Origin of the sequence: Bradyrhizobium sp., from assembly GCF_049581145.1 — a bacterium.
In the GTDB taxonomy this organism is placed as follows: Bacteria; Pseudomonadota; Alphaproteobacteria; order Rhizobiales; family Xanthobacteraceae; genus Bradyrhizobium.
In genome coordinates this window covers 1-3,430 of sequence record NZ_JBAURI010000963.1, presented here as the reverse complement: position 1 = coordinate 3,430, position 3,430 = coordinate 1, and the positions used below count along the sequence as shown (strand labels likewise).

The 3,430-nt window shown below is 61.0% G+C and carries 6 protein-coding genes; 3 read left to right on the top strand and 3 right to left on the bottom strand.

The window, feature by feature from the left end; genetic code table 11:
- Nucleotides 1-495: 495 nt before the first annotated feature.
- Nucleotides 496-717, bottom strand: a complete 222-nt coding sequence (locus WCB02_RS31440) for a transcriptional regulator (protein WP_423964275.1) — start codon at nt 715-717, stop codon at nt 496-498.
- A 224-nt stretch (nt 718-941) separates the two neighbouring features.
- Between WCB02_RS31440 and WCB02_RS31435 the strand changes: the two genes are divergently transcribed.
- Together WCB02_RS31435 and WCB02_RS31430 are read left to right on the top strand one after the other, a co-directional pair.
- On the top strand, nt 942-1,427 hold the full coding sequence (locus WCB02_RS31435; protein WP_423964273.1) for a hypothetical protein: 486 nt from the start codon (nt 942-944) through the stop codon (nt 1,425-1,427).
- A 67-nt stretch (nt 1,428-1,494) separates the two neighbouring features.
- A complete protein-coding gene (locus WCB02_RS31430) occupies nt 1,495-1,674 on the top strand; it encodes a hypothetical protein (RefSeq protein WP_423964270.1) in 180 nt (59 codons plus the stop codon).
- 289 nt (nt 1,675-1,963) lie between these two features.
- On the opposite strand, the gene WCB02_RS31425 is transcribed toward WCB02_RS31430, so the two are convergent.
- Both WCB02_RS31425 and WCB02_RS31420 read right to left on the bottom strand, forming a co-directional pair.
- Nucleotides 1,964-2,263, bottom strand: a complete 300-nt coding sequence (locus WCB02_RS31425) for a hypothetical protein (protein WP_423964268.1) — start codon at nt 2,261-2,263, stop codon at nt 1,964-1,966.
- Nucleotides 2,260-2,589 (bottom strand): hypothetical protein, encoded by a 330-nt coding sequence (locus WCB02_RS31420; RefSeq protein ID WP_423964266.1) that lies wholly within the window; start codon nt 2,587-2,589, stop codon nt 2,260-2,262. Before WCB02_RS31420 ends, WCB02_RS31425 begins: the two co-directional genes overlap by 4 nt.
- Before the next feature lie 228 nt (nt 2,590-2,817).
- Here WCB02_RS31420 and WCB02_RS31415 point away from each other — a divergent pair, with 228 nt between their 5' ends.
- Nucleotides 2,818-3,099 carry a hypothetical protein gene (locus tag WCB02_RS31415; protein WP_423964264.1) on the top strand — a complete coding sequence of 94 codons (282 nt, stop codon included), beginning with the start codon at nt 2,818-2,820 and terminating at the stop codon, nt 3,097-3,099.
- Nucleotides 3,100-3,430: the final 331 nt, after the last annotated feature.

The window sequence follows — 3,430 nt, the reverse complement described above, 5'->3', positions numbered from 1 at the left end:
AGAATGATAATCGGGAAAAGCGCCGCTCGCCAAGGCTCGACGCAACGTCGAAAACCGACCTAAAACAATGTGCAGACAAACACTTGGGAACGCCGTTCCGGACGCGGGGAAACCCGCTTTATCTTGCCCTCACTCCCTCGCCCTCGTAACCGTCCGAGTCCTGCACATCTTTCGGATATTTTGTTCTCGTTTCATTTCAGCCAGTCTGGTTCTCCAGCTGCACTGGAGAATCTCCGATGGCACGGCGCCGTTCGTGGGTAAAGGCCGACAATCCGTTTTGGTCGAACCATGTCGTGGCCTGGTCTCGAAGCGCGCCCGAAGCGGCACTGCTGCCGGAAACACGATCTGCTGCACCATCGCCCTCTTCTGCTCGTCACTTAAGCGACGGCGGTTCGATCGCCCGTCCGCTTCTTGCGGTGTCAACCAACGCCGCTTCGTGGACGACGCAAGAGTCCAAAATCGCCGGTGCCTCCGCCGCCGAGGTCCCAGCCTCCTTCAGTCCGAGCTGTCGGCCTGACCGCGTCGTACCGCTTTGAGCCGGACTCCAGGCTCGTCACCGTCGCTGAACTCGATACCTGCCGCCTCCAAGGCTCGTCGTAGTTTGTCGACGGTGGCTGTAAGGGCCGATATCGGTCCGGGAGTCCGCTCAATCCGCTTGATGGTTTCCAGCGAAACGCCGGATTTGTCGGCGAGCTCGCGCTGCTCGATCCGAAGCATTGCGCGTGCGCCTCTAATCTGTTCGCTGGTCAACATTACGCCCCAAGTGCAAATTCTTGCACCTGAGGTGTTGACACATCAGGGGCAATGAAGTACTCTTGGAGCGTAACATCGTTGCCCTTTTGGGCAAACGGTAGCGTGCGCCTATCTCACAGAATATCTCGCGAATTGCTGTGGGGGACAGTTGTGGGCGCGCGCGGCGCCGTGAATGGCAGGATGGGCCCGTGACCGACCAGCCCGTAAGCGACTGGCCCCAAACCAGCACAGATCTGCTATTGGCGTGCCCAAGGACCACTCCAGAAGCGGACGATTCGCCGCTACTCGCCCTCGAAAGACAGTTCAACACAATCTTTGCGGAATTGCTGGCCGTGCAGTCGGCGGGCGGTCATCCAAGTAGATACCATCCTGCGCAGCCGCCCGGACGATTGATAGCCGAAACCCGCGTCGAAGCGCACAATCATCATGATAAAGTTGCGACTCAACAAATCGAGTCGATCCTGGCCCGGCTGTCTCCTATTGAACAGGCGATCATGCAGACGCAAGCGCGTACGATCGCAGGATTGGGTGTGAAAGCGCGCCACGCGGCCTATGTGATGTCCCATTATTGGGAAACGCCCATCGACCGGGTTGATTGGGATGCAAGGGCCGTACGCCTCCTGATCGAAGCAATCTGCGACGTCGCCCGCACGCCATTGCCCTTTGCAACTTGAGAGACGGCAAATAGTCGCCCTACACGTCAAACTTCTTTGCAACGCGCGCCGGAAATGAGCAACGCGAATGGGCATCGTATCAATCATGGCCGCGATCCTCGAAGAGGAATTGCGAGAACGCGGCATTTTTGAGCTAACCCAGCTCGAATGCGAGACAATGGTCCGCAGCATGGTTGAACGTACGGCTGAACTCGAGGCTGACGTCAAACGATATCAATTGGAACGCTCCTCCAGGGACAGTACGTGAGGGACTCAGGCAGCTGGATATCGGTACGAGCCATTTTTCACGTCGGTTCGATCTTGGAGGCATCTGCGACCGCAGGTGCATAGGGTGTGAGAAAACCTTGCTTTCTTTTCTTGGGCCTTCAGTTGGCTTCTCGCTGGGTGTCGTATCTTGTCTCCGGGTTGACGGTTCAAACCACGTCTCACCGAAACCGACGTCTCGATGGCTTCGACCGTTCAACAGGCTATGATCTCGCCAACGTCTCGGCGGACCGGTCAGCCTCGTCTTGCTTCGTGGCCATCCCGGAAAATGCTCAGCGTGCGCCCACGCGCCTCGTGCGTGTGCCGGCGGCGAGCAGCAGCGCCACAGCCAACGGATCGAACACGGCGACAAGCGCCAGAGTGAGCACGCGGAGCGGTCGCACGATGTCGGTGGCCGGTGTGCCGATCAGCTCTGCGAGATATCGCACTGGACCGACGGCGGCCTCGGCGCGACGGCGCTGGGCGTCAAGCTTCTGCTTCTCCATCTGCAGGGCGGCAAGCGCCTGAGCCTCGCGGTGACGTGCCGCAACGATCTCGGCGCGATCACGGCGCTTCTGGTCAGAAATCGTCATCGCGCCGACGGGGCGGCCAAGCCGTGTCGATTCCTCGATGGCCGCGTCGATCTGGCGATGCGCCGATCGAGGTCGGCAATTGTCTGGCCCTGGATGGCGAGCCGGGCCTCGGCGTCTGCAGTGCTATCCGCGAGCGCCAGATCGATGGCCGCCATATGATCAAGGTGGGCGCACGTCAGGAATCCGAACACGCCGACCGCATTCAGGCTCATCAACACGGCGATCATTGCGACGAGCACCAGGCGCAGGAGCGACGGCGCCGATTGCCAATACTCGGTCAGCCAGGCCGCTGCGACGAGCTTCCCGGCTTCCAGCGCCGCGCCCATGGTGATCACGGGCCAGAACGCGCCGGCAAAGATCGCGGTGAGGCCATCTATAGAGAAGCCGGCTGACACGCAAGGCGAGCGCCAGCGCCACGATGAATGCGGCGAGCTTGACCGGTGACATGGAACGCCGCGGCACCGCAGTCGCAGGCATGACTGTGACATCACGGCCTCGGTAACAGCCGGTGTGACGGACGTGGTTACGATGATCGCTTCGGCGTTACGGCTGATGTGACCGGCGTCCTGCCACGCCTTCAACCGGCGACCGGTCCGCATCCGGTTCCAGCCCCACTGGCGGCCGAGTTCCGCCGCGCTGGCGGTCACGCGTCCATCGGGCTGAGAGCGCAGCCGGGGCAGCGCCTCCATGTCATCGAATGGCCGGGCCGGAACGGTTTTGGTTATGATGAGATGCTGCTCCTCGAATATTGGCTCGACCGCGCGAAGGTCTTGCCTGGCCGGTCCGATGGCGATGAGGCTGAACCCCAAGCCACCATGATCCGAACCCTGTTGTGACCGGAGAACCGGTACAGTTCGTCCGCGCGAGTTGCGAAACTGCGATCTCGGACTGAGTAGCCGGGCATAGTGTCGCCAAATAACGGTGCGGTATGATCGCCGCTACGCGAAACTGGAGCCGAGACTGCGCAGCTCCAGGCTGTCACCAGCATCCAGGAAAGGTGGCACGTGGTACGCAGCAGCTGAACGGCCAAACTGCACGCCGTAGCACGCTGCATCGCTCCAAGAGACAGCCGACGGTGCGAGCCCCATTACACCGGTCGGCCGTCGGACCCGTTTGGATGACATCGTATTGAGCGCCGTGTGGCTCTTGTTTCCGCGAGCCGGGCCG